Raw genomic sequence first — 26,758 nt, forward strand, 5'->3', positions numbered from 1 at the left:
CTCTAAACTATTCCAAGATCATCATCCCAACTTTTTAAACGCAACCTGATAGCTAAAAAGTTCGATGCTGTCATCCTCTTTGACTTTAGCGATCAAAGCTTCTTTGGGTTGATGTAAACAAATAATACCCCGTACCGGTTTCTCTGTATGTTGTTCCAAACCTTGCGTATAGCGTTTGATCTGGTCATACACGGCTACACCGGCGGTATTGGGTTTAAGTACTACCGCATAAAGTATATCTGCAGCCGTATCCATAAGCACCAAATCTATTAACCCGGTTACATGAGGTACCGCATAGTGTTTTCCGTATCCGTATTCATCGTGATACACCGCTAAGCGTTTACCAAAAACCGGCATCCCGGCGTCGATTTGCTGTTCTACCAAATCTTCGAGCTTCTCTGCTCCGGCAAAGCGTTTGCCCTTTAGGAATTCCTTTAACCCATAGGCCTTTTCTTTATGCAATATGGGCGCTAAAATGGAGTCCGCAAATAGCTGTCGATCTAATTGATCTGCGCTGTTTTGCAGTCTGCGTTGAATCAGGCTGGCTTCGGGGCTTAAACGCATGCTTTCTTCCAGCAAGGCTTTGGCTTCTTTGTATTTGCGAAGTTTTACCAAAGCAGTCGTATAATTGTTTACAAAGACTTCAAAATCTGTTAGGTCCTCGGCGTCTGTGGTATTGCGCTTAGCAAGTGCTGTCATCTCCTTAAGTGAAAATTCCTGCAGTATCAGTTGAGCCATACGTTCGGCTTCTTTATAGTCCTCCAGCAAGACATTAGCCCCCAAGGCATAGTGGCTGAGGTCATACAGCAAGTACCCATAAGTTTCGTGCGTTTGAAATTCTTCAAAGTCCTCTTGAAGGCTTAAAAGTGACTCAAACAATGCCTGAAGAAGTTGTTTGGCATTTTCATAATCCTTTAAATGGTAGTAGCACATCCCTGAGAAATACTGGCCTAACTCACTGTCAATTTTAGTGAAGTACGGTAGCGCCAGTTCCGGACTGCTTTGCATAAAGAGCTCAATACCGCATATAAAGTCATAAGCTGCTGGAGCATCTGCTCCTTTCACCTTCAATTGGTGCTTTACATAAGCATAGTGTTCATCGGTGAGTAAGCCTAGAATACTTTGATGATCTATAAGATACAAAAGCGGATTAACGTCAATTTCTTCAATCATGTCCGCTACATACAGGTCGAAAAAGCTGTAGGGCAGCGTTTCCAATACGTCCCCAAAGCGCTCGTGGTCATGCGTAACAAGAAGTGCTTGAACCTCCTCCATCGCTTCATAAGCCATGGCTGAAGCTTCTTCGGTTTGTACTAGTGCGGCTTGAAGCGCAAGGGTGTAAAACCGCTCAAGTCCGGCTGCGTCTTCGTCATCGTATGGATTACTCGTATTCATAAGGCTTTAGGTTATCAATTCTCTAAACCAGTTGAGGATCCTCACTAGGGCAAGGATGTCGAGTTCGCAATTGCGCAGATAAAAGAACCCAATTTATCATGCGTGGAGTGATTCATTAATTTTTAAATTTTTCTGTTTCTAAAAATAGGGAAGCTAGCAGACCTACAGCAACTAAAACATCAACTATATTCCATAACGTACGTCCCAGTGCGATTTTGAGCAAGGGCTGAAACAAAATGGCCAAGGCTAAATAGATAAATGCACCCCCGGTATTCCCTTTCTGATACGATGTATAGGCTAACCAAGCAAAACCAATCAGTGCACAAAAACGTACAAATTCATAATAGCCATAGGGTAATTGAAATAAGCAGAGCAGGAAAAGAATGGATAGTGCTAGTTTTATAACTACAGATAGATGCATAACTGCGAATTGAATTTAATAAATTGAAAACGTATTGCTATTGATAAAAGCCTCATAGGCATTTACGCTAAGATGCAACAGGCACAGATTGATTGTTATCCATAAAACCGGTTTTAAAAAATTAAGATCAGCGCGCTTCATCATCCCTCCAATCCCCTCTGCGAACAGATAGGAAATTAAAATCAAAATACCATTGGCTACAATAACCAAAGATGTACTTGCTATTAAGGTGAACGTCTCACTACTTTCTGCATTCAGAAATGTAATGTAATTCATCACCCATTTATGGGTTAAAAAGACTGCCGTAACAAGATTAAAGTTAAGCGCCAGGACATTATAGACCAGCGGCATATTTTCTTTATTTAAAAATGCCTCATTGCTGTACTTTTTCAGAATTATTCGGTTTCCGAAATAGATAAGGACTAAATAAAATAAAAAGGTTAAAATGGTGATGTAGAACATAAGGCTGTGTTTTAGTTTAGATTAAGATTCCAATATGAAGTATTACTAATTGTGGCCGGTATATAGCCTGCTTCAAAACCAGTATTAGTAGTTTCCCATAAATAGTATTTAGTACCGTTTACCCATTTATAATTAGGCGAAAGAATGGGAAGATCAATTCCTAAAATGGAATGTTTGTATTTTTCACTTCCAAAAATAACAACATCATAACCTTCCTGCTTAAGAAGTCCATAGAGAAATAAAGTGCGGGTATCGCAATCCCCTTTTAAATTCATCAAGAATTCTGCTGGTGCATTAATCCCGTGTTTTACATTAGGCTCACACGGACTCGTTGCTAATAAATCTCTAAGAAACGGATCCTGATAGGAAAATGGGTTACAAGTATTCTCAATAATTACATAATACGGTATACTTTGAACCATACTTACGATCATATTGGCATAGGCTACTTTATCAAGATTTCTCGAGTCCCTCAGTTTTCTGAGCTCAGGAATTAATAGATTATACGAGTTTAAAGATGCTCCCCTATTCAAAATAGCAAGCATTTGATTGTAATCTCGTGAACTGGATATACCATTAATGCTATTGCGCAATTTTGAAGCTGCGTTTACATCTGTTCCCGCTATGGAAAGCGTAGCAGTATAGCTATTATTGAGATAATCGTTCCATTGTAATCTGTGTGTATAAAGTTGTTCGGTAAACTCAGTAGCTTCTTCTACAACAGGAGGTGGAATGCGATTAGATTCTGTTTTATGATCTTGATAGTAGGATATATTTTCTATAAATTTCAATACACCCACTATTAAAAATAAGCCAACTGCAATTCCAAATAACCACTTGAACAAGTTAAAAACCACTACTATAAATCGGTTGATAAAACGGGGAAGAATAGTTAGTAACCATATACCAAATATGCTTAGGGCAAAGATAAAAAACCATTGCCCCATAACCGCAATCATAAAAATCAGTATAAATATGCCTATACCTGCTGTAAATATTCCTCCTAGGATATCCCAGCAACCCGTGGCCTCATAATTGAATCTATCACTTTTAATGCGGGTATTTTCCCAACGATACTTTGCTTTGTCGAAAGACTGGGAACTGCTTTTGTATAATTCATCATAAATTCCCTTTAAACTGCGCGGCCCATTTACACCATCCTTATATACAGTATCGCCAATCCACTTTGAAGTGCCAACATCAAATTCTTCTTCTAAGTCTGTAAAATTTGCTTCAATGAAATGATCTTGCAGAACTTCCAGTTCAAATTCCTGAGGGCAATTTTGATACGCCGCTCCCCATCCGAGAAAGTCCTGGCTTGCATCTGGAGAAGCTTTAACCAGTATTAGGTCGCCTGCTTTATAAAAATCCTGTTGAGGTATTAATGCTATTTTACCGCTCCCGTAACTCTCTGTATGTATTTCATATAAATTCTCATACTCAATACGTTCTTTGGGTATTTTAATCAACCCATATGCTTTAACTCGTATGGTAGAGCTGAGTTCATTTCCCGCTTTTGTACTGTTAAAGCGTTTACCGCTAATATTACCATTTGCATCTACATAGGCATCATCAATTATGATTTCATCATATTTCAACCGGTAGGGCTTACTAAAATCATTCGCTACAATGGTCAGGATTTCATCAGGAAGGGAAAGTGTTGAGACTTTATTTTTATTAATTGAAGGTGGAATTTCTGGCGCGAGATATTTATGAGCTACCTGTAATTCGACCCCTGCAATACTCTTAATATCAAACAACTCACTATGCACCGTCGCAGCTGACTTCTTGCCATATGCTTTAAACTGTAAAAAGCCCTCAACGTAGTTATAGTCCTCGTAAGGAATAATCTTTTCAATTACCTTCATCAAGTAACCATTTTAAGAATTCATCCTTATTTCTCTCTTTAGGCTTAGGCTTTAATCTTGTATTATAAGGCGGATCAAGGTATGCTGTTTTATATCGGTAATTGGTATCTGCACTAAACCCGCTAAGTATGGCATTATACTCATTAACAAAGGCTGCATGATGTTGATCAATGACTTTGGTTTGTATTCTACGCTTAACCTTATAATAATTGTTTGAAATGCTGATAAATCTTTTGAGGAATACGGGGGCGATAAATAAAGAAATTATACCCATAGAAATCAGAAGAGACAGGCTTACCATAAAATAATTCACAGGTCTTTGGTCAGAACGGTCTACATAAAACAGCGTATTTAAAATGATCACTTTTTGAATGAAGTAATTATTGCTATCCTGTTCTTTTTGAAATAACGCCAATTCATCCATATTCTGAAAATTAAAATGACGCTCGTAGTTTTTTAATTCTACGTCTTTGTAATGTGTTATTTCACGAGTTAGATAAGACTTAAAAATTAGTGAGTTTATGGGTTGTGCAACTAAATACCCCAGTGCTATCAAAAATAGGATTCGTATCAGAAAGGAAATTCGTTTCCCTGTTTTTGAATCCTTAGCCTCTGGCAGCACATTACGGCTTAATGTATGTAACAGAAAGAGATAAAGAATCAAAATAAATAAGCCACAGTAAGCACCAACCAAAACATCAGCTACCGCAGATTCCAGGATTTGATCAATGCCATACGCTATACTGAGCGTTGAGGAAATACTGATAAGTAATACCAGTAAACCAATCAACCCAAACCTAAAGCCTATTTTAGAACTACACTGACTCAGTATGTGTGGATCTTCCCCTGCAAACCACCAGAGCACGGAATTGTTGATAAGCTTGCTCATGACTCATAGGTTATAAAGCTTTCTGGATTCTCATCAATTTTTTTCTTTTCCTGTTCTTCGAACTTTTCTATAGCATATTTAGTTATACGCAATTGAGCATCCAGAAATTCTTTCTTCTCATTAATATGTTTTTCTGCTGCCAGATACCTTACCAATTCTCGTTGAACACCCTCCTTATCTTCGTAATAATCTTCTTCTACGTAAATTCCATTCTCTGCCAATTCCAGCTGCTTGTAATTATCAGACATATAATCATAGGGAGATTTGATTAGCATCAGTTTAAAGAATATGGGGGTTAACTCGATGGCTAAGAACAGAAGGGTTAAAAACCACGATACCGCCGGATATTCTTCTTCGGCTAAACCTATCCGTATTGCCAGTCCATCAAGCAACTTAGCTTCCTTCTCAATATCTTTAAATTTATCCTTCTCATCAGCTAATAGATTTTTCCGTTCATCAAGAAGACTTTGATAACTAAGATCCCCTTTAATTTCATTTATTTTTTCTTGAATCTTTGCCTGCTGCCTTTTGAATTCATCACATTTTCCTCTACACCCGCCATTTGAATTTTCATACTCAATTTTTTCCTGCAGTCTATCATAATCATCCTGATACTCGTTTAATCTTTGTTTATAGCTAGCAATATCGCTATCCAGCTGTACCAAAGTCGCTTTATCTGTCTCTTTGACTTTTTCAATTTCATTTTTATAAAAATCCTTTTGAATTGAACTCAAATGCCTATCGATTTCGCCTTTTAAAATTCGTATCTCTAATGGTTTAGAAATAGACACCGCGATTATTATCCCCATGATTAATCGAGGTAAAGCACCCTTGAGTTCGCCCCAAGTAATAGCTTCCGTACCATCACCCTTACCGGTACTGGTGACAATAAACCGATCTATATTATAAATAATGAGACCCCATATTATACCAAATAAAATCGCTGTTAAAACGGTTGGTATATCTGTAACCTCCTGTATTGCTGAAGTATTTTCTATAACCTGATTTGCGCTAGTAAAACCTGTTTCTACATATTGATTTTCAGTTATATCTTTAGGTCTGAAAATGGTGTAAAAAGCATAACCTCCACTTAGCCCGGCCATAATTGCTGTTGCCACAACAATACCTCCCAGACAGAAGTATTTAATTTGATCGCTATAAGTTGCTTGTGACAGAATGAATGCATCTCCTCCAGCAGCCTTCCAAAAGAGCTTCATTATTTTGGATGGTTGGGATGGTTGGTAGGTTAGTGGTTTATCCATTTTTCTTTTTGAGGTTAATTAGTGAATAGTGCTTATCAACAAGCTTTACATTCTTATTTAGGGTTAAATCATTTTTCTTTTGAAGTATGAACTCATGCAAGGGTATAAGTTGTAAACCCTTTGATAGATTAATATCTTTTATACGCAGAGATGGACTTTGTCTTTCCATTTTGGCAGATAGAGGGCGGCGGGAATCTAAAAAGCATAATGTTGATACATTTACAAACATTGGAGTAATATCAACAGACTCATAATGAATAGTTCTTTTAAAAAGCCCCTTAATATCAATTTTAATAAAACTATCTTGATAAAGTCCACATACATAAACCTCACGCCATTTAACCTTATAGTCATTTATTTTAATGCGATAACCTCCGTATACTTTTATGTGAACACGATATAGCTGTTGTGATGACTTATTAATACCGTATACTTCTATTAATTTTATTTTGGAATTAAACACCCCTCTAAAAAATCGTTTGACGTATAATAAGTTCATAAAATCGATAATAGCCAATTGGAGTACTAAAATAGACTATTCAATATTTTGGTTTTTACGCATTTCTGTATTCCCTTAAAAAAAGGGGAAAAATACCCGCTATTGGGGATTGTTAATAAAAGCTAAAAGAGCTTACTTTATGAGAACTAATCAACTAACAATCAAAAACCTACATTATGAAAAGGATTATTTTTATTTTGATCAGCCTGGGTATAGTCTCTTTTAAATTACAAGGACAGTCTTTTAACGTTGATAAAGATACCTTGCAACGGACGGACAAAACGGGCATCTACACCTTCTCTATTCTAAAGGCAAAATTACCTACTCAAGATGCTAAAAATTATATCCTTGAACTTAATCCTGATAGCAAAAGTTCCTTAAATACCTCTGACTATATCCTATCATATAAACCTACAAACCTAACTACACTGGAGGATAAAGAAAAAATTAGCTTCTATTTGGAACTTAAAGAAGATTCTATACAAGATAGACCCCGTAACTTACTCCTAAATCTTACTTTAAACGATACGGTCAAAAAAGAAAAAACAAATACAGATCAATTAGATTTACATATTTTACCGTTCTCTAAAGTAAATACTCAATATGCCTATTTAGCTTATATAGGTACCAATTTTGATCTAGTAGATGGGATTAAAACCAATAATCTATTTTTTGCAGCCAATGTCTACTTAGATCCTATGCCTAAAAAAACAGGCTGGTATCTTAGTCTTTATGGCAACAGAACATTTACCGCTACAGATTCCACACAAGTATCAGGAAGAGAACAGCGTATAGAACGTATCAATGCAGACAGTATCTTGGTTTACAGGGAAAATGCGACGCTCGTACGCACTAGTGTTTCTGATAATTTAGGGGCTCATACAAGTTTTCTATGGAACCTAACCAACTTCAATAGCAATACCAAATTAATGGTTTCAGCATCTACTGAATTCATATGGCGCAGGACTCAAGTCAATTCTCTTTATAAGGATGGTGTTCCTACAGATACCGTTGGTATGGCACGACCTATTCGCACGAGTATTATACAGCCGCCTAACAACTTCACCACATACTCTAATGAGTTCTCGTTTAATATTGGCCCCGGTCTGTTTCTATCACATCAAACAAATAAAATGAGTGTACGTTTACAAGTATCTTCAGGCTATATCAGTGAATACATTCCAAGATATAAAACACTAAACAGTGTTTTAGAACGGAATTATCATAATCAATCTGACGTCTATTTTTTAGGTAGGGCTTGGATTACGGAAGCTACTTCAGGAATCACCTTGCAGGCAGAAGTTACAAATACGCTGATAAATCCTCGTCCATTCTTCTCTGTAACCTTATCTAAGGCAATAAACTTTAAAAATCTAGGAACCATATTTAGTCCTATAACGACGAGGTAACAACTTTCATTAAAAGTATTCCACTATAATACATTTCTCCTTTCCTTAATTAATTGATCCATTTTTAAGAGACAGTCGGTGTCTTTATAATTTAAACACCAAAAAACCCGCTAGGTCCATAGCGGGTTTCTTTGTTTAATGCTTTGAATACTACTAATTCAAGTAACTAAAGGTCACGGTATAAAAATCCACTGCCCCACAGAGCATCGCATCAAAAAGTGTCAGTTCACGTGTTTGCTTGAGGTCTCCGCCAAAAGCTAACGTATCGAGAACTGTCAGTTCGAGTGATTTTTGAGAACCTGAGTTCGAAAAAATTGTTCCCGAAAGCTTTCGGGAGAGAACTCCGCTTAGCTTGAAACATACTAACCATGAAGACTTCTCGATACCACGAAGCTGTGCTCCCGCTACGCTTCGTCTACTCGAAGTGATATAAGATTGCTCAGTTGCTGCAACTCCTTTGAAAGGACTGTCAACTGCCTACTGAGACTGCTCACTTTTGAATTTCCTTTAAAAATCGCAGTTCTACCCGCATCTTATAGATCACCAGAATTAAAATGGCCAATATAGATATCCATCCCGAAATGAGCAGATACTGGTAAAAGCCGCTAGAAAATGCAGTCTTAAAATAAGGTAGCAACAGGTAAAACCCGTAGCTGTATACGGCAAAGCAAAGCGGGGTAATCGCAAAATGGATAAGCCGTCTCTGCCGGTAATACTTGTGCAAATAGTTTTGAAAATCCTGCGGACTCAAACGGATCAAGTGCTGCTCTTTTCGGTAGCGGGTCATCCCTTCTAAAACCACCCGAAAAACCAGACTGCCTATCATAAGGCTCAGGCCTGTACTAAATGCATTCCATTGAGACCTAGCAAAAGTCAGGGCATATACGGCCAGGATGACTACAGTTAAGCTCATGACGATAATACCTACCCATTGGGTACTGCGCTGCTTTTTGGCTTTGCCTATAAGTGCTTTAAGACTATCTGCATCAAATTCCGGTTGCTGCAGTTTCCAAAGTGGAGTCAATTCATCATGTTCCATAAGTCATACAGTTTAAAAGGGCTTTGCGAATACGCAAAAGCCGGGTGCGTACCGCCCCATGTTTGAGGCCGGTAGTCGCGGCGATTTCCTGCTGGGGTACTTCTTCAAGCTCCAGCAGAATCAGCATCTTGTTTTTTTCAGTTAATTGATCAATACAGGTGTAGAGTTTTGCAATGCGGGTATCCTGCGAGGGTTGTTCCTGCTCCCGGTCGGGTTCGGGCTGGTCTGGGATGCTCTGGTTCAAGCCTTCGGTTTTAGGCTTTTTGCGCAAATCGGACAGGCACACGTTTACCGCAATCCGGTAGATCCAGGTAGCGATCGCGGCATCCCCTTTAAAGGATTGCCGATGCTTCCAGACTTTGATAAAGGTTTCCTGTACCCATTCCCGCGCTATCGCATCGCGCCCGCCGGCATAACCCATACACAGCCGGTATACCCGGGGTGCATAGGCATGATAGAGTTCATCAAAAGGTGTATCGGCATTCATTCTTTAAAAGTCTAATAGACGCTGCAGCTGGATTTTAAACCATTCTGGCTGATCGTACATCACAAAATGCGCGGCATCTGTTGCTATCACCAACTCATAGTCCGCAAGATTGGCATACTGGGTGGTATAGGTTTGGCGTACTCCCGCCTCTCCATAAGGCTTATCTGCCGCCAGAATAGTAACCGGGGTCCGAATCGTCTTCAGCGATTCTCGCACATCGAATTTAAGATAATCGGTATAACCGTACACATAGGTTTTGCGATCGGCTTCCACGATCCAGTTTTTGATACGTTGCTGTGCCTCCGGTTTCAGACTCATCCCCTGAGCCATTTGAGCGGCCATCGCCTCAAACGCGGTAGCATTCAGTGCCAGTTGCTGGTTGTTGTAGGGGCTGTCATATCCTAAAGCATCAGGATCAAAATTGGGAAAGTACAGGGCTCCCGTGGCCGGCAGCGCATCTACAATAATCAATTGCGAAATAAGATCAGGCATACGGGCAGCAAGATCAAGAGCCAGCGTCCCGCCAAGACTGTGACCAATAAGGCTTAGGTTGTTCAGGTTATTAATCTGAATATACTCCTGAAGGGCTTCGTTTACTTTAGGCAACCAGGGGAATTCAAGGGCAGGCACCCCCCCAAAACCGGCAAGCGTAACTACGTGGCATTCAAAATGCGGCTCTAGATAGGCAATCACTTCATTCCAACCCGAGCCGGGTACCGTAAAACCGGGAATGAGTAAAACAGGATCCCCCTTTCCATACACCTCCACCTCAATAGGCTTTATAGTATTTTGTGCGGAGATGGAAAGACCTAAGAACAGACCACAAACTAAAAGTACATGCTTCATAATAACAGATTTTAAAATTTGCCCTTTAGATGCGGCGCTTAAAAAATGTTACTTGATTAAATGGAATACGCTTAAATTTTGCTTGCTAATGGGGAATGGGTTTAACACTTCTAGACCTTGAACCCATTGAATAGGAGACTAAATCGCTCTGGCTTCGATAATTTAAAATGCTAAATTCTGTGTAAGGGGTTATTACGAATTTTAATTAGGGAACCCTGAATTGAAATACCTGTAAACTGCAACTACCAACGGAGACTGCTACACAAATTCTTTGTTCTTTGTTCTTTGTTCTTTGTTCTTAAATTATAAATTTCAAATCCAAAAAACTGCCAACTCAAATCTCACCTCTTACCTGTAACCTGTAACTTTCAGCTTGCTAACTGACAACTGCCTACTGCCTACTGAGACTGCAAACTGATTTCTTATGTATTCCTCAGATTCTCCTTAAAAACTAGCGAAACCCATTTTCTTTAAACATCTTTGCAGTTACTTTTAAAATTGAAGTAACTGATAAACCGAAGTGAATACCTCAAAAACAAGCTATACCCCGTGTCCCGATTGTAACGGTCAAGGTCGCGTAAATCGAGGCCTCTCTAAAAAAGCTCGACTGCGGTATCAAAAGGCGCTGGATGCGTATACCCGTTCCGGTGCCCAAGGTCCTGCTCCCGCTAAACCTAAAGCGCATCTACAACCCTGCTCCACCTGTCTGGCTTCCGGGTTGATCCCTGCTGAACAGCCACCGGTACCGGATTCCGATACCTATCCGCATGTAGCGATTATAGGTGCTGGAATAGGCGGAATGGCTTTAGCTGTGGCATGTTTACATCGGGGGATTCCGTTTACAGTTTATGAACGGGACCTGCATTTTGATTCCCGTTCACAGGGATACGGACTCACCTTACAACAGGCGCATACGGCGCTTAAAGGATTTGGTATTCATGAGCTTCAAGACGGAGTGGTCTCCACCCGCCACATCGCACACCAACCAGACGGTACTGTAATTGGAGAATGGGGCATGCGCAAATGGGATACAGGTACCCACACGACCTCTAAAAAAACCAACATCCACATTGCCCGTCAGGCGTTGCGTAGGGCGTTGTTAGACCAACTGGGTGATGCCCATCAGATACAGTGGGGACATCAATTGCTGGAAATTAAACAAACCGGGGATGGGGCTATTCAGCTTGATTTTCAAGCAGCAGGGAACGTAAAATCAGCTAGCGCTCATCTGGTCGTTGGAGCAGACGGCATACGCAGTACGCTGCGCACGATGCTGCTAAAACCACAGCTAACCCCGTTACGGTATTTAGACTGTATCGTGATTTTGGGGATTTGCGACTTGCAAAATCTCAATCATCTGAAAAACCCGTTACTGGATTCTGCGACGGTGTTTCAAACTGCAGACGGTACGGCGCGTATGTATATGATGCCGTATGATCGGGATCGTGTGATGTGGCAGTTTAGTTTTCCTATAGCTGAAGACGAGGCTAAAAGCTTAAGTGCTCAGGGCCCCGAGCCACTCAAAAAAGAAGTGCAGCGCAGAACCCCTTGGCACGAACCAATCCCTGAGGTCATCAGCGAAACAGACCCGGCGTTTATTTCGGGCTACCCGGTATATGACCGGGAACTACTCACTCCGGAAATGACAACAAACTGGGGGAATTGTACCCTTTTAGGAGATGCCGCACATCCTATGAGTCCGTTTAAAGGTCAGGGTGCGAACCAGGCCTTGCTGGATGCCCTGGCGCTGGCCAAACGCATTACCAAAGGCTGCAATCTTTCTAAAAGCTTTAAAGAAATCAACTTACGAAAAAAGATCCTCTCCAAGTTTGAAACCGAAATGCTGCAACGCAGCGCGTTAAAAGTTACCGCTTCCGCAAAAGCCGCTGCCGTACTGCATTCCGAAAAAGTACTTCAGGAACGCGATGGACCCAGAGGGGGTGGAGTACAGTAGTTGTTTAACTTCTATTCATCTTCCTGTTCTTTTGTCTTGATGCTAAAACTCCTCATCCCCAACCCTTCTCCCTTAGGAGAAGGGAGCTTGATTCTTACTCAATTTAAAACACTACAATACCCATACCCGAAGGGTTTAATGAATCAAAATCCCTCGGTTCAGAATAGGCGTGAGGGCAGAGCGTTAAGAAAAGGTCTGGTAGACCTTTTTAGCGAATGAGCCAGGTGGCGCGTAGGCTTTAAAATGGACTACTTTACTTAAAGTAAGAATTACTCTTAGTAAAACCTGATTAGCGACGCGGAGCTGACAAGACGGTTTTTGCCCACAAGGCAAAAAATTCCTAAGCGAGGGGCTCTTTTCTTTTGGTTCGTTTTCTTTGGAGAAGCAAAGAAAATGAACAAAACATGATTAGAATTAAGTACTACTCAAATCTCTGATAAGAGATCAATCAATACATCATTAGTAGAGATAAATTCTATTCATCTTCCTGTTCTTTTGTCTTGATACAAAAGAACCAAAAGATCAAGGCTTATTTTTACATCCTTGAAAACTACACAAACCCCTTATCCTGCGGATAGCAAACCGCTACGCTAAGCTATCCTCCACTGCCCCCGCTGCGGCATTTGCTTGTTTTACTACAGATCTAAAAAATAGGCCGTTTTACCATTCTATTAAAAAGTATTCATACCCGAAGGGTTTAGTTTCCTTTTGGTCAGTATAGCAAGGGTATCCCGTTAAAAATTATCCTCATCCCCAACCCTTCTCCTAAGGAAAAGGGAGCTTGATTCTTACTCAATTTAAAACACTACAATACCCATACCCAAAGGGTTAAGTGGATGCCCCTCCCTCGGTTCAGAATAGGCGCAGGCAGCTCCGAAGGACAGGAGCGGTAGCGACGCGGAGCTGACAAGACGGTTTTTGCCCACAAGGCAAAAAATTCCTAAGCGAGGGGCTCTTTTCTTTTCTGCATCCGACGACCGCAGGGAGAGGAATGCACTCTTCCAAGAGAACCTTTAGTCTTAAAACGACGTAGGAGTCTCTTGAGACAAATCGACGTTAGGAGATTCACGAGCTCCCGTAAAATAAAAATCACGCGAGCTAAAGAAAATGAACAGAACATGATATAGAACCTATAACTTCTATTCATGTTCCCTTTCTTTTGTCTTGATACAAAAGAAACAAAAAATCAAGGCTTATTTTTACATCCTTGAAAACTACGCAAACCCCTTATCCTGCGGATGGTAAACCGCTGCGCTAAGCCATCCTCCACTAGCCCAACTGCGGTATTTGCTTGTTTTACTACAGATCTAAAAAGTAGGCCGTTTTACCATTCTATTAAAAAGTTTTCATAACCAAAGGGTTAAACGAATTATCAATTCCCTCAATTCAGAATAGCTGTAAGAAGTTTAGAAAAAAGGGAGGCTTTAAAACAAAAAAAGAACAACCTTATTACTCCACAATCTTGATATCAACAGAAGTCCTGCGCTGCCATCCGGTTGCATCGGTGACCGAAAACCCGCAATGGTAATCTCCGGTATCTATAGCATCAGGAATAGAAACTTGGATACTGATTTCATAAGTCTTGGGACGGTCATCCAGTTTAAAGTTTTCTCGATAAATAAACGGGTTCACCGCTTCTTTCACCGGACTCAATTCACATGTTTCGCTCTGATCATCGTGGGTGTGGTGATCAAAATTATGATGCAGTTCCAGACTATAAGCAGCCAAAGCTTCGTTATCGGTTACTTGCGCTTTAAAGGTATAAGTCTCCCCGCGTTTAAGTACTTCGCACCCTTGCGGAAATCCGCCTTCATAGGCGACACGTATTGTGGGTTTTTCTTCGTCTTTTAGGGAATCTGAATCGCTACTACACGCAGCACATAAAATCAGACCAATAAACACAAGACACAGTTTGAGTATTCTCATCGTATTCGATTTTAAAAAGCCCGTGGCTGCTAGGGAACAGACACAGGCTTGTGATTAAAAGTTAAGCAGTTACGTCCAGATGTGTATCAATAACTTCTGTATGGCCTTCTTCATCCTCGATGGTAATCACCATATGATAAGACCCTACAGGTGCTGTTGCCGGCACATCGATATGCTCATGAAATTCCACAGCAGTTTCCTCGTGATAGCCCGCTTCAAAATTCCGATCAAAAGCCCATTCCACATCGCCTTCGTTTACCGGCAAACCGTGTGCGTGAATATTCACATTCACTTGATGTACTCCGTTAACAGCTTCAATCATGAATTCTGCGTGAAAGTCATCTCCCCGCGCAACGCTTTCAGCTATAGAAAGATCACTGACCTGTACGGGTGATAAAATATCCAGATGTCCTTCTACCTCGGTACTGTTTCCGTTAGCATCGGTAACCGTTAAGGTCAAATGGTATGCTCCGGAAGGAATGTTTTCAGGAATATCGATATGCTCGTGAAATGTAGGATTGATTACCTGGTATTTTTCGTCTGTAAATGTTTTTTCAAAATCCCACGCTTCTTCGCCTTCCGCGAGTTCCAGATCGTGCCCATGAATAGCTACCTCGATACTGCTTACCCCCGCTTCGGCATAGATAGCTGCTTCCATATGAATATCAGCGCCTTTGTAGGCTACCTGACCCTCCCCATGCGAACTTCCTTTACCATATTCCAGGTCTGTGATTTCCGGTGCTCCTGCTACTAGAGCGGCATCGTCATCACTACTACACGAGGCCAAACTTGCGGCTGCCAGTACAAAAAGACTTAAAGATTTAATGTTTAGTTTCATAAAATTGAATTTTAGAGTTATTGAATGAATTAGTGATTAAAAAGGTATAGTGACCGATACCGAAAAGTTTCTCCCGGGTTCAGGGACTTCTATAAGTCGGTAGAAACTGGTATGGTCAAAGTATGGGGTATGGAATACGTTATTGAGTTTAAGGCGCAGTGCCCAGGGTTTTCCTGATACTACCTGAAGCTTACTCATTACAGAAAGGTTGAGCACTTCATAACCTGCTGTGACAGACTCCGGCGGAACAATATCGGTTTGGCGGGCGGTTATGCGCACGTCTCCGGTAAACCGCGTTTCGCTAAATAGGCTGAAGTCTTTTATCCCATAGCCTACGGAAAACAAGGTGCTGAAGGGTGGCGAAAACGGAATGGTAAACCCGTCTTTGGGACCGCTGGTCTGCCGCGAATACACATAGGCTGCCGAAGCATCCAGACTTAAATTAGGCAATAGGTCTATTCCGGCTGTCAGCTCCCCTCCTGCTCGAAATACCGCTGCCTGCGTATATTCATAAATCTGAAGGCTCTCGTAATAGGCTGCCGTGGGATTGAGATAGATGTAGTTATCAAAAAGGTTCACAAACGGACTCACGCTAAACCGATACCGACCGGAATCATGACGCACCTCAGCATCAAGTTCATACGAAGATTCAGGGTCTAGATTGAGGTTACCGCGCTCATAGCGATACATATGATAATTCACCCCATCAGAAGCGAGTTCGTGCGCCAGTGGCATTCTAAAACTCTTTCCTATATTGAGCTTATAAGTGGTGTTCTTATGAATATAACTCACCCCTAGCGAACCGCTAAAACTCCCAAAGTTTAACTGTTGATCCCGAGCACGCTGCGCGTAGACTTGGGAGGTAGATCCGTCAGCGTTGGTACGTGGAGAGCGGTACCAGTCAAAATGAGATTGTGTATCTAAGTAGCCTGCATCGTACCGCAACCCGCCCTGCAGATGCAGATTTTCGGTTAAAGCCATATGATCAAACACATAGCCTCCCAAAGTAAACCGATCATAGGCCGGTATCAAAAAGCCCCAACCGCCTATGTTGTTATTTTGAAATTCGGTATTGATTCCTGCGGAAACCGTATGCGCTCCCCAGCTCACCACATCCTTAACATTCAAAGAATAGGTGTTTTTCGTAAATACCCGTTCCCGACTGCCTGATGGTTTAGGCATATACCCATGCGGTACCGGTTCTGAATGTTCTTCGCGCTGGTTATGCTGATACCCCAAATCAACATGCAACCTATGCGCATCCAGATTTAAGGTGGAATTGTTAATGATCTTGATATGGTTCACTTGGTGAAACGGAAGGTCTATATCCCGGTTAGACGCATCATACGCTATAGAAGAATTGCGCACTTCGAGTCCATGCGCATTGGCAAAAAATCCGTTTTTAGCAGACACCGTACTGAAGAAGGTTTCCGTCCTGAAGGTTGGAGAGACATAACCCAGACTCAAACTTGCATCCGCTTCTTTCCCCGCAGTGTTGCGCAAATCTTGGTTATGCAGGTTGAAGATGTAATTCTCATAGTTGATTTGATCTGTGGGTACTTTAAAATCGGCATAATCCCGATAGGTCAAGCGTCCCCGGTAAAACCAATTTTGTCCTCTGCTTTGCATTCCGGCAGACACCGCATACAGATCAGTATTGGTTTCGGTAAGCAGGTTTACCGATCCGTTAAAACTGTTCCGTTCCGGGATTTTGGCAGGCTGAATCGCTACTACTCCGGCTATAGCATCAGAACCGTACAGTAAAGAAGCAGGACCTTTGATGATGCGTATTTCTTCGATTCCATATTGATCTATTTCCAGACCGTGATCACTCCCCCATTGTTGGGCTTGGTGCTTTACTCCATTTTGCACCACGCTTACCCGATTAAAGCCCAAGCCGCGAATGCTAGGCTTAGATTGTCCCGAACCAATATTCATCGTGCTAACTCCGGGAATCTTGTTTAGGGTTTGCATCAGGCTATTCTCTCGGTTGGCATCTAAAAATTCCTCATCTACAGCGATACTCACTGTAGCGTTTTCGCTGTGCATGCGCTCTTGGGTTTTACCCGAAACAGAAACAGTCGCTAAAGCAGTACTTGAAGATTTCAGTTTTAAAAGTACCGGTGATGCTGTAGTTGCATGCGGTTTAAATTCAAGGGTCTCATAACCCAGATGGGATACCTTGAAAACAGCTGAATCGCCAACGGTCTTTAGCACAAAGGCACCGGTTTCATCAGAAACGGCATAGGCGTTATGCCCTACAAGCGTAACCCCCGCTAATGGGCGTAACGTGCTCGCATCAATAACGTTACCTTTAATATGTTGTGTATGCTGGGCGTACACCTTGGTGCCAAGCATAAGACTTAGGCCTATCAACAATCGGATACTCATGTGCGTAGTAATCTGAAAAATGAATACACAACCTCAAAAAGTTTTAAGGCGTGACTGAAATTAGGAGCGGGTACTGTATACGCTAAAGGGGCAATCGAGTAAACGATCTTGGGAGTAAACCGGTAAGGCATAAGATAAGCCTCGTGGCATTTAAATCTCCTTATCGAATACACCTTGTTTCTATCCCGCGCTAAGCGGGGATCAAACAAACTGGATTACGACCAAATGCGAACAGTACGTGGTTGAAGTACGTAGTAAATAAGCTCTAGAATTAGGTGCAGCAACACCATGCTGCGCGCATACTAATCTAAACTAAATGTATTATGGAAAAACTACTAACCCAATACATAGCGCAAGGCATATGCATACACCTAAAACAAGAGACTTTATACGTATGTGTGTGGTGGGGGCGGCCTGCCATAGAGATGGCGCGTTAAAAGCCGATCTTGAAAAGTACAGCAGGTATAGGTAGCAGCCTCCTGCTGAAGAACACTAGGAAAAAAGGGAGTTACAACCACAGGTTGCTCACCTTCTAAAAAAACTGGAATAGCAGTCTGGTTTAGGACCACCTGACAGATTGGGCAATCCTCTTGTTGCTGCAGATCATCATCGTGCACCAGAAGGTGCAAGCTGCCTAACTTCATCACGAGAAAAAGTGTGAGGAGTAGGAATGAAATACGATGTTTTTGCCGTTTTATCATACAGAATAGAACCCGATATTTTGTTGCGTAGTAATCAGATAGCTTACCTCAAAAAGTAGATTATATACACGTATAACGCTACTAATGTTAGGTTGCTTAACTTTGTATCAGGTTTTAAATAAAACCCTATCGCAACATTGTTGCAAACATAATGTTTATTTTTGCAACTGCAACACTATTGCATTAAAATATTTAAAATGAGAAATACTGTAGCCCGAGATGCCATTCTGGAAATCATCAACACAACTGATGTGGCGTTATCTCAAAGTGATGTTCAGGCAAAGTTACCGGAGGGACTCTGCAACAGGGTGACGATTTACCGGGTTTTAGACCGCTTGGTAGACGAGCATCTCGCACATAAAATCACCAATATTGATGGCGTTATCAAGTATGCGAATTGCCAGAGTTGCGCTACCAATCACAAACACAATCATGTACACTTTAACTGTGAGTGTTGCAACACGGTGACCTGTATAGAGGCTGTAGAACCCAGCTTTAAGTTACCTGCTAATTACGAAGTCAATACCGTAAACTTTTTGGTATCGGGCATTTGCCCGGAATGTAAAGGGAACTAGTTCGCTCGTATACACCTATAGTGTCTATTGGAATAGCTTTTAAATAAAAACGAAATATTATCCCTAACGATGCTGTTGAGAAATGTCGAGAAATCAAAGTCTAAGTGGTTTTTAGTTCACATTACAGCATTTAATAAATAGGTGCCAGCAACCTTACAAAGCTAAATTAAGGTTATGAATCACCGCGTATCTGCATCAGTTGTCTGGCTGTCTTTATATTTGATTTTTAAACTATTCTCATTATGGCCTATATAGGATGGCTAGGTGCCGTTATATTTATCGTAGCCTATTTGCTTTTAAGTCTGGAATATATTTCTGCTAAAACTAAATGGTACCACGTACTCAATGGTCTTGGAGCGATATGCTTAGTTATCAATGCGTTTTACCTGGATGATTACCCAAATATAGTTGTGAATGGCATCTGGGGAATTCTTGCGCTAATAGCAGTTTACAAGCGCATCAATTCAGTTAAAGAAACAGCATCAACTTCTAAAGTCAAGCAGCCTTAAACTGTATTTCACATAGATAGCTACCTGCTTTTTGTATATCAAATCATGCTCGTTATACATCCCTAGATAATAATAAGCCCCATCGATTAAGGCAAAAATCACTTCGGTTAATTCCTTTAAATCAGTTGCCACAATCACATCAAAAGCAACTGCTTCTTCTAACTTCTTATACAACACCTCGTGCAGCTGAATGAGGTAGGCCTTAAAACTTTCTTTAAACTCCGGAACGCGGTAAACCAAAGCATAGCAACTGTAGAAAACCCCATCATCAAAATAAGTATTCCAGGCTCGGGTAAAAAGGTTTTCAATAAAATGAATAACATGTTCTTTACAATCCATCTTACCGATATCTTCAGAAACCATCACACGCAGGTGTTGTTCCAGAATATATTCATTAAGCCCCAGCAAGAGCTCTTCCCGATTTTTAAAATAATGCAAAACCAGACCTTTACTAATACCCATATGCTGTGCAAGCTTAGCAATAGAGGCATTTTCCAAGCCTAAGCTCCTGGAAACTTCATAAAATGAAATAATGATTTCGCTACGCCTTTGGTCACCAATATTCTTTCTACCCATTCTTAAAATTTGTCAAAAATAGCCTTTTCAGAAAACTACAAAAGCTCCTTTGATCAAATAACATAAAGGCAACATTTATGTAAACATTATTTAATTGAACGATTGGTCAATCTATTTTTTAATCCAGCTACTTTTGGATCAACAAAAAAAGAAGATTATGCGTTTTACTACATCCTTTTTCTACATGCTGATGTGTAGCTGCTCGTTACAACTCACCGCGCAACAACTAACCACAGAACCCGCTCCTGAGCAAAAAGTTGTTTTTATCATCGTTGATGGTATAGCAAATGATATGCTTAAAAATACAGAAACGCCACAGCTAGATGCTATTGCCCAAGACGGTGGGTATACTGAGGCTTATGTAGGCGGTGAGAAAGAGGGATACTCTAAAACCCCTACCATTTCTGCTGTAGGCTATAACAGTTTACTTACTGGAGTATGGGCGAATAAACATAATGTATGGGGCAACAGTATTAAAGATCCCAATTACAACTACCCTACTATTTTTAGACTCTTTAAAGATGTATATCCTAATAAGAGTACAGCTATTTTCTCTACCTGGTTAGACAACCGCACCAAACTTATAGGGACGGGATTACCGCAAACTCAGCATGTTGAGGTAGATTATGCTTTTGACGGGTTTGAGCTAGATACCATCCGTTTTCCTCACGATCCTATGCGGGATTATATCAAAAATATTGATGCGCTAGTCGCAACAGAAGCCAGTGCTTATATCAAAAGCAATGCACCCTACCTTTCCTGGGTATATCTGGAATACTCTGACGATATGGGGCACGGATATGGCGACAGTCCGCAGCTTACCCAAGCCATTAAGTATGAAGACAGCTTGATTGGTAAAATCTACGATGCCGTAAAATACCGGGAACAAAACCATAACGAAGACTGGTTAATGGTGGTTACTACAGACCACGGGAGAAGTGCTCACGACGGAAAGGGACACGGGGGGCAATCTGATCGGGAACGTGCTACCTGGATTGTTACCAACAGTAAAGCAACCAATAGCTACTTCAAAAATGAAACTCCGGCTATTGTAGATATTCTACCTACCCTAACAAGTTTCCTAGACATACCGGTTGCTGATGCCACACGTGCTGAGTGGGACGGCGTATCGCTCATTGATCCTGTTGACCTAACCAACCCCACAGCCACTCTAAAAGGAGATACGTTGGTCATTACCTGGGAGAACCTCACAAACCCAAATACCGAAGTAAGCCTTTTGGGCAGTAAATCCAATGCGTTTAAAACAGGAGGAACAGATGCCTATTCAAAATTAGGTACCACAACTACAGGAGCTGAATCTTATGAAATTAGTCTTGAAAAATCCGATCAGGCTCCGGTTAAAATTCTAATTCAAACCCGGCATACTACCCGTAATGTGTGGGTTACCCAATAACATTAAAATTAAAAAAAACAATCAAACCTTAGCTAAATATGAATAAACTACTAAACCTTTTTGTTCTTTTACTTGCTTTTGCAGGCTTTGCGCAGCAAGAAGTAAGCGGAACTGTAAAAGACCCCAACAACGTGCCTCTGGGCGGTGTTACGGTTATGATTCCTAATACCTCTAGAGGAACAGTGACTGATTTTGACGGTAACTTTACGATTGAAGCTACTAAGGGTGAGATCCTGCAATTTTCTTATGTGGGTTTTACTAAACAAAACATCACCGTCAGCAATCAGACTAATCTTGAAGTGATCATGGCTGAAGATGCGCAAGCCCTAGATGCCGTGGTTGTAACTGCTTTAGGTATAAAAAAAGAAGTAAAAGCTTTAGGTTATGCCGTACAGGAAGTAGCGGGTGAAAATCTTGAAAAAGCAAAAGAGCCCAACTTTATAAACCAACTTTCAGGACGTGTAGCCGGATTGAATATTAAGAACTCTACAGACCTGTTTCAAAATCCTGCTATTCAATTGAGGGGAGCTACCCCACTTCTGGTGATAGACGGTATCCCAGATCGTACCCTGGATATTTGGAAAGTGAATTCAGACGATATTGAAAGTCTTAGTGTGCTAAAAGGGGCTACTGCATCTGCACTGTATGGTTCTGTAGGGCGTAACGGGGCTATAATGATTACCACAAAACGGGGAAAGAAAGGAAAACTTAGCGTAACCTTTAACAACTCGACGCAGTTTCAAACCGACTTCATTCGGGTACCTGATGTACAGACCACTTATGGTAACGGTAATCGTGGAGTTTATGCTTATGTAGACGGTAGCGGTTCGGGTACGGAAGGTGGCGGATGGATCTGGGGACCCCGCTTAGATCAAGCTGACCCTACTACTCCCAGCGGATTTTTTGAAACCACCCAATACAACAGTCCAATTGATCCCGACACCGGGGAGTTAATTCCTATAGCCTATACGTCTCGTGGAAAAGACAACATCAAAAACTTTTTTGATACCGGAATCATTCAGTCTAATAACGTAAGTGTAGGATGGGGAAATGACAAAGCAGATGTGCGGATGTCACTTTCTAACAATTATCAAAAAGGAATTGTACCAAACACCGATTTAAAAAATACATCATTCAATCTAGCAGGAACCATTAGACCATCTGACAAGCTTACGATAAATGGAACCCTCACCTACAACAAACAGTTTACCAGTAATTTCCCTGAAGTAGGGTATGGTCCTACAAATTACCTATACAACCTTATTTTATGGACGGGTACTGATGTTGACGTTCGGGACCTTAAAAACTATTGGAGAGAAGGACAAGAAGGCATACAACAGCGCCACTTCAATATTTCGTATTACAACAATCCGTATTTTCAGGCCTATGAATACAAACGAGGCTACAACAAAACCAATGTGTACGGGAATGCTTCGTTTAACTACGAGGTTACTGACGAGTTAAGCCTGAGAGGGCGTACCGGGATTAATGAATACAGCTTATACCGGGATTACAAAGAACCGAAGAGTTATATAGGCTACGGCGCAAAATCCCGAGGAAACTTCTCTATTGCCCAAACCAATTACTTTGATATTACCTCAGATCTTGCGCTGCATTTCGAAAAGAAAATCACTGACAATTTCGGGATTACTGCGGAAGGTGCTTACGTAAACTACTACCGCAATTCTAAAAATACGACCCAGGCTACAGATGGGTTAAATCTTCCGGGCTTTTACAATTTGGCAAATAATGCCGGGGCTACCCTTTTGGGAACAAACCGTGAAGAGAAAGAAACCATCAATAGTTTTTACGGTTTTGTAGACTTAGAATTCTACAATGCTTTTTACCTGTCGCTCACCGGGCGTAATGACAAGGTTTCTACACTTCCTGATGGCAACAACTCCTTCTTCTACCCTTCTGCTTCGGCATCTGTGGTATTGAGCAGTTTGTTTGATATGCCAGACTGGGTAAGCTTTGCTAAACTACGGGGTTCCTGGTCACGGGTCTCTGAAGGTAAAATAAAAGTTCCTAATGATAAAATAGATAACGATCCTTACAATCATATTTTAGCCTATGAAAAAGGAACCACCTGGGACGGAACTCCGGCTACCTACTTTGGAGACAACCTGTTAGCCGCTAATCTAGAACCGGAAACTTCTGACACTTGGGAAGTTGGGGCTAATTTTAGAGTACTCAATAATCGCTTAGGATTTGATCTGGCCTATTATCAGGCAAGAGATTACAACAAACTCATTTACAGCCCTATTTCTGATGCTTCCGGATACAGCAGTATTCTTTTAAATGGAAATGAATTTGAACGAAAGGGAGTTGAGCTTACGCTAGATGCTACCCCCATCAAAACAAATAACTTCAGCTGGAATACTCAAGTAAACCTAAGTCACTACCGCAGGTATCAAAAAGCTATTTATGGGGATCGTGAGCAAACGGAAGGCTTTCTTCGGGTAGGTGACCGCACCGATAAAATCTATACCGGTATTTACCAGACAAACGCTGACGGAGCAGTTATTTTTGAAAACGGGCTCCCGGTAAATGATCCTTACGATCGCTTTATAGGCTATGACGAACCCGATTTAACCTACGGAATTTCAAATCAGTTAAAATACAAGAACATTACACTCTCGTTTCTATTTGATGGTCGCCTGGGCGGATTGATGTATTCGACTACTAACCAGAAAATGTGGTGGGGCGGTACTTCGAAAGGAACCGTGAATCAGTTTAGAGACGATGCGAATAATGGTGAAAACACCTATATAGGTGAGGGTGTTGTGGTAACCGGTGGTACGGTGAGCTATGATGTAAACGGTGCTATTGTCGAAGATACGCGCACCTACGCTCCTAATGATGTTCCGGTAAACTACATCAGTTTTATGCAAACTACCAGTAATAATCAAAACAGCAATTATCATTATTACAAGGAGACCTTCATCAAGTTACGGGAACTTACGCTGACCTATCAGTTTACAGACAACGTATTAAAACATACTCCGTTTAAAGCCTTAGACGTATCTCTGGTTGGACGTAATTTAGGGTTGGCTTCTAAGATTCCTAATGTAGATCCAGACTCTGGAGTAGATAATCTTCACGCTCCTTCTACCCGTAATATTGGTTTCAACATCAATGCTAAATTCTAATTTTAAAAAGTTTACCAAGATGAAAAAATATATACTTATTCTTTCTTTGACGCTATTAGCCGGTTGCTCTAAAGTTGAAGATTTACAAGATGACCCCAACCGTGCAACGCAGGTAAGTCCAGACTTGCTGCTTACCACTATAGAACAAGCTGCTTTCAATAATGTAAGTACCAGCGCCGCATTAGCAAGCAGACAACTCACCTTTACTGACGGAACCAATGCATATCAATATTACAATTGGCAGCGTGCTGGTTTTGATCAGTTTGACGACCTCAAACAGGTTCAAAAAATGGTAGAAGAAGCGCGTAATACAGATAGTCAGGTCTATCAAATTTTAGCCAAATTCTTTAATGCCTACTTTACGGTTGAATTAACTCGTGTTTTTGGAGACATTCCATTTACAGAAGCTGTACAGGCAGAAACTGGTGTTTATATGCCTGCTTATGATACGCAAGAATTGATCTATAAATCCGTTTTAGACTCGTTAAGAACCGCTTCTTTAGAACTGGCTCAAAACGAAGAATCCATTCGGGGAGACATCATTTACAAGGGTGATAAACGTAAATGGCAAAAACTCATCAACAGCTATAGTCTTCGTGTTTTAATGAGTTTATCCAATAAAACCGGTTCTGGTTCTATAGCAATTATAGATCGGTTCAACGAGATTGTAAATAACCCGAATCAGTTTCCAATATTTGAGTCTAATGAGGATAGCGGTAAATTGGCTTATGTAGATATTCAAAACAACCGCTACCCGTTGTTTAATAATAACAACTTACAAACTGCCTATTATTTGGAACAAACTTTTGTAGAGCGTTTGCAAAATTTAGAAGACCCTAGACTGTTTAGTTTTGCTGATAAAAAACCGAATGCCGCTAATGCTCCGCAAGACGACTTTAATGCTTATGGTGGTCTGTATGGAAGTGCGTCTTTAAGTGATAATGCTGCCAAAGCAGTAAGTGGAGAAGCATCTCGTATAAAACCGCGTTACTATAACGACCCTATAAATGAACCTTCCTTATTAATGGGATATGCAGAGTTGCAATTTACCCTGGCAGAAGCAGCGGCACGCGGATGGATTGATGCAGACACAGAATCTCATTACAACTTGGGTATTGAAGCGTCGATGAACTTTTATGGCATCACAGATACTGAGAGCTACTTAACGAGCGAATCCGTTCAGTTAGAAGACGCATCTGATATTGCTTCAATTCTGACTCAAAAACACATTGCTTTGTTTTTAAATACCGGATGGCAAAGTTTCTACGACCAGCGCAGAACTGGTATCCCCGAGTTTAATGTAGATGGTGGCGGTATTCTAAACAATGGAAAAATCCCTAAGCGTTTTATGTATCCGCAAAGCGAAAGTATTAACAATACCGAAAATCTTAATACAGCGATTACCCGTCAATTTCCAGAAGGAGATACTATAAATGCAGTAATGTGGCTTCTTGATTAATAGTTGTGTGCTTAATTTGGTTAAAAGCTGTGCTCCTTGTGGTACAGCTTTTTTTTTGGAGAAGCCTCCCTTAGAAGAAAGGTTTGGTGGGATGTTTATTCTGCATTCCGAATTTGTAAAACGGTCTTTTTCTTTTTGAGTTTAAAATTTGTGTAAACGCCTGTCACTTCAAGTGGATGAAGACCAGCCTTAGCTGGGACTCATGCCTATCGAGAAGTCCTTAAAAAACAATAAACTCCTGAGATAAAAAAAATGAACAAAAGCCTATCTAATCGTAAAAAAGCTATTCATTTATGCTATTGCCGTTTCAAGTCGCTACCGCTCCTGTCCTTCGAAGCTTCCTAAAGCTATTCTGAACCGAGTGATTGTAGTTCGTTTAACCCTTCGGGTATGAATAATTTTTAATAGAATGGTAAAACGGCCTACTTTTTAGATCCGTAGTAAAACAAGCAAATACCGCAGTTGGGGCAGTGGAGCCTGCATCCGACGAGTGGAACGAGAGGAATGCACAGGCGCAGCGGTTTGCCATCCGCAGGATAAGGGGTTTGCGTAGTTTTCAAGGATGTAAAAATAAGCCTAGATTTTTTTGGTTCGTTTTTTCATCGATGGAAAAAATGAACAGGAACATGAATAGAAGTTGTATTTTCAATTTTTAGCTCGCTGTTATTTATTTGTTGAGCTTCCCA

At 41.0% G+C, this 26,758-nt stretch carries 21 protein-coding genes; 7 read left to right on the forward strand and 14 right to left on the reverse strand.

Annotated features, from left to right (window positions below; genetic code table 11):
- Positions 1-21: 21 nt before the first annotated feature.
- The 7 genes from BUB91_RS10435 to BUB91_RS10465 all read right to left on the reverse strand — a co-directional run bounded on the left by BUB91_RS10435 (position 22) and on the right by BUB91_RS10465 (position 6,796).
- Positions 22-1,395 carry a PDDEXK family nuclease gene (locus tag BUB91_RS10435; protein ID WP_073099185.1) on the reverse strand — a complete coding sequence of 458 codons (1,374 nt, stop codon included), beginning with the start codon at positions 1,393-1,395 and terminating at the stop codon, positions 22-24.
- Between the two features lie 115 nt (positions 1,396-1,510).
- A complete protein-coding gene (locus tag BUB91_RS10440) occupies positions 1,511-1,816 on the reverse strand; it encodes a DUF6804 family protein (protein WP_073099186.1) in 306 nt (101 codons plus the stop codon).
- Between the two features lie 15 nt (positions 1,817-1,831).
- Positions 1,832-2,278: a hypothetical protein gene (locus BUB91_RS10445; RefSeq protein ID WP_073099187.1), complete on the reverse strand. Its 447-nt coding sequence runs from the start codon at positions 2,276-2,278 to the stop codon at positions 1,832-1,834.
- 11 nt (positions 2,279-2,289) lie between these two features.
- Positions 2,290-4,146, reverse strand: coding sequence for a hypothetical protein (locus BUB91_RS10450; RefSeq protein WP_073099188.1), 1,857 nt, complete (start codon positions 4,144-4,146; stop codon positions 2,290-2,292).
- Positions 4,133-5,035 (reverse strand): DUF4407 domain-containing protein, encoded by a 903-nt coding sequence (locus tag BUB91_RS10455; RefSeq protein WP_073099189.1) that lies wholly within the window; start codon positions 5,033-5,035, stop codon positions 4,133-4,135. The genes BUB91_RS10450 and BUB91_RS10455 overlap by 14 nt, the downstream gene beginning before the upstream one ends.
- On the reverse strand, positions 5,032-6,252 hold the full coding sequence (locus BUB91_RS10460; RefSeq protein ID WP_073099190.1) for a DUF4407 domain-containing protein: 1,221 nt from the start codon (positions 6,250-6,252) through the stop codon (positions 5,032-5,034). The genes BUB91_RS10455 and BUB91_RS10460 overlap by 4 nt, the downstream gene beginning before the upstream one ends.
- Before the next feature lie 37 nt (positions 6,253-6,289).
- On the reverse strand, positions 6,290-6,796 hold the full coding sequence (locus tag BUB91_RS10465) for a hypothetical protein (RefSeq protein WP_128759343.1): 507 nt from the start codon (positions 6,794-6,796) through the stop codon (positions 6,290-6,292).
- A 176-nt stretch (positions 6,797-6,972) separates the two neighbouring features.
- On the opposite strand from BUB91_RS10465, the gene BUB91_RS10470 reads away from it, so the two are divergent.
- Positions 6,973-8,205: a hypothetical protein gene (locus BUB91_RS10470; protein ID WP_073099192.1), complete on the forward strand. Its 1,233-nt coding sequence runs from the start codon at positions 6,973-6,975 to the stop codon at positions 8,203-8,205.
- A gap of 490 nt (positions 8,206-8,695) precedes the next feature.
- On the opposite strand, the gene BUB91_RS10475 is transcribed toward BUB91_RS10470, so the two are convergent.
- The 3 genes from BUB91_RS10475 to BUB91_RS10485 are packed head-to-tail and all read right to left on the reverse strand — an operon-like array spanning position 8,696 to position 10,577.
- Complete coding sequence (locus tag BUB91_RS10475; protein ID WP_073099193.1) at positions 8,696-9,244, reverse strand: hypothetical protein; 549 nt, start codon at positions 9,242-9,244, stop codon at positions 8,696-8,698.
- Entirely contained in the window at positions 9,234-9,731 is a 498-nt protein-coding gene (locus BUB91_RS10480) for an RNA polymerase sigma factor (RefSeq protein ID WP_073099194.1), read from the reverse strand. Before BUB91_RS10480 ends, BUB91_RS10475 begins: the two co-directional genes overlap by 11 nt.
- 3 nt (positions 9,732-9,734) lie before the next feature.
- Positions 9,735-10,577 (reverse strand): alpha/beta fold hydrolase, encoded by an 843-nt coding sequence (locus BUB91_RS10485; RefSeq protein ID WP_073099195.1) that lies wholly within the window; start codon positions 10,575-10,577, stop codon positions 9,735-9,737.
- 520 nt (positions 10,578-11,097) lie between these two features.
- On the opposite strand from BUB91_RS10485, the gene BUB91_RS10490 reads away from it, so the two are divergent.
- Entirely contained in the window at positions 11,098-12,531 is a 1,434-nt protein-coding gene (locus BUB91_RS10490) for an FAD-dependent oxidoreductase (RefSeq protein ID WP_073099196.1), read from the forward strand.
- A gap of 1,449 nt (positions 12,532-13,980) precedes the next feature.
- On the opposite strand, the gene BUB91_RS10495 is transcribed toward BUB91_RS10490, so the two are convergent.
- The 3 genes from BUB91_RS10495 to BUB91_RS10505 form a co-directional block, all read right to left on the reverse strand.
- Positions 13,981-14,457 (reverse strand): DUF4625 domain-containing protein, encoded by a 477-nt coding sequence (locus tag BUB91_RS10495; RefSeq protein WP_073099197.1) that lies wholly within the window; start codon positions 14,455-14,457, stop codon positions 13,981-13,983.
- A 61-nt stretch (positions 14,458-14,518) separates the two neighbouring features.
- Entirely contained in the window at positions 14,519-15,295 is a 777-nt protein-coding gene (locus BUB91_RS10500) for a DUF4625 domain-containing protein (RefSeq protein WP_073099198.1), read from the reverse strand.
- A 36-nt stretch (positions 15,296-15,331) separates the two neighbouring features.
- Complete coding sequence (locus BUB91_RS10505) at positions 15,332-17,653, reverse strand: TonB-dependent receptor (protein ID WP_241652595.1); 2,322 nt, start codon at positions 17,651-17,653, stop codon at positions 15,332-15,334.
- Positions 17,654-18,584: 931 nt separating this feature from the next.
- On the opposite strand from BUB91_RS10505, the gene BUB91_RS10515 reads away from it, so the two are divergent.
- The gene (locus BUB91_RS10515) at positions 18,585-18,962 is read left to right on the forward strand and encodes a Fur family transcriptional regulator (protein ID WP_175551008.1); all 378 of its coding nucleotides are present in this window, start codon (positions 18,585-18,587) and stop codon (positions 18,960-18,962) included.
- Between the two features lie 242 nt (positions 18,963-19,204).
- A complete protein-coding gene (locus BUB91_RS10520) occupies positions 19,205-19,471 on the forward strand; it encodes a CBU_0592 family membrane protein (protein WP_073099201.1) in 267 nt (88 codons plus the stop codon).
- Here BUB91_RS10520 and BUB91_RS10525 read toward each other — a convergent pair.
- On the reverse strand, positions 19,445-20,047 hold the full coding sequence (locus BUB91_RS10525; protein ID WP_073099202.1) for a TetR family transcriptional regulator: 603 nt from the start codon (positions 20,045-20,047) through the stop codon (positions 19,445-19,447). The genes BUB91_RS10520 and BUB91_RS10525 overlap by 27 nt on opposite strands.
- A 157-nt stretch (positions 20,048-20,204) precedes the next feature.
- On the opposite strand from BUB91_RS10525, the gene BUB91_RS10530 reads away from it, so the two are divergent.
- Genes BUB91_RS10530 through BUB91_RS10540 form a run of 3 tightly spaced genes read left to right on the forward strand, consistent with a single transcriptional unit; the run spans position 20,205 to position 26,072 of the window.
- On the forward strand, positions 20,205-21,461 hold the full coding sequence (locus BUB91_RS10530; protein WP_073099203.1) for an alkaline phosphatase family protein: 1,257 nt from the start codon (positions 20,205-20,207) through the stop codon (positions 21,459-21,461).
- Positions 21,462-21,499: 38 nt separating this feature from the next.
- On the forward strand, positions 21,500-24,613 hold the full coding sequence (locus BUB91_RS10535; protein ID WP_073099204.1) for a SusC/RagA family TonB-linked outer membrane protein: 3,114 nt from the start codon (positions 21,500-21,502) through the stop codon (positions 24,611-24,613).
- Positions 24,614-24,632: 19 nt separating this feature from the next.
- Positions 24,633-26,072, forward strand: a complete 1,440-nt coding sequence (locus BUB91_RS10540; RefSeq protein ID WP_073099233.1) for a SusD/RagB family nutrient-binding outer membrane lipoprotein — start codon at positions 24,633-24,635, stop codon at positions 26,070-26,072.
- Positions 26,073-26,758 lie beyond the last annotated feature (686 nt).

Origin of the sequence: Leeuwenhoekiella marinoflava DSM 3653 (assembly GCF_900129005.1) — a bacterium.
GTDB classification, from domain to species: domain Bacteria; phylum Bacteroidota; class Bacteroidia; order Flavobacteriales; family Flavobacteriaceae; genus Leeuwenhoekiella; species Leeuwenhoekiella marinoflava.